1 protein-coding gene is annotated in these 885 nt (G+C 65.2%); it reads left to right on the top strand.

What is annotated here, in order from left to right:
• Positions 1-885: SIS domain-containing protein (locus ACQRCA_RS08450; RefSeq protein ID WP_427719893.1), on the top strand; the 885-nt coding region annotated here is incomplete at both ends.

Genomic DNA, 885 nt, shown 5'->3' with positions numbered 1-885 from the left:
ATGAAGGAAACCGAGAAGATCGAGATCATGCATTTCGACCAGGAGGGCTACCTCGAGGACGGCAAGGCGCTCTACGAGACCGGCAAGAAGATGACCGCGCTCGCCGACAAGGTCGCCGACGAGGGCTACGACGCCGTGTTCCTGATGGGCGTCGGCGGCACCTGGGACGAGCTCATGCAGCTCGAGTACCTCATGAACAAGTTCGGCGACCGCGACCTCGAGGTCTACCTGATCCACGCCGCCGAGTGGAACGTCTCCGGCCACAAGCGCATGACCGAGAAGTCCGTCGTGCTCACCGCCTCCGAGTCCGGCACCACCCCCGAGGTCCTCGAGGCCGTCAAGAAGATGAAGGACATGGGCGTGCGCGTCTACGCCATGACCAAGCCCGAGGGCCCCATCGGCCAGGCCGTCGGCGCCGAGAACTGCGTCGCCATGGCTTCCGACCATGGTTCGGGCGGCTGCGAGAAGGGCTACTACCTCGCCGACTGCTTCGGCCTGCGCCTGCTCAACCGCCGCGGCTGCTTCCCCAAGTTCGACCTGTTCATCGAGCAGACCAAGGACATCTGGAAGGACATGCTCGACATCCGCAAGAGCTTCGAGCCGCGCGCCGAGGAGCTCGCCAAGAAGTACGCCCTGGCCCCCTACACCATGTTCATCGGCTCCGGCGCCCTGTGGGGCGAGACGATCCTGTTCTCGATGTGCATCCTCGAGGAGATGCAGTGGAAGCGCACCCGCTACATCACCTCGGCCGACTTCTTCCACGGCACCCTCGAGCTCGTGGAGCCCGGCGTCCCGGTCTTCCTGTTCATGGGCGAGGACGAGAACCGCAAGCTCGACGAGCGCGTCCGCGCCTTCCTGACCCGCGGCGTGACCGGCGACACCGAC

This window comes from Collinsella sp. SGI.095, assembly GCF_050314535.1.
Classification (GTDB): Bacteria; Actinomycetota; Coriobacteriia; order Coriobacteriales; family Coriobacteriaceae; genus Collinsella.
The sequence above is the reverse complement of the archived record's forward strand: the minus strand, read 5'-3'. Positions and strand labels throughout refer to the sequence as shown.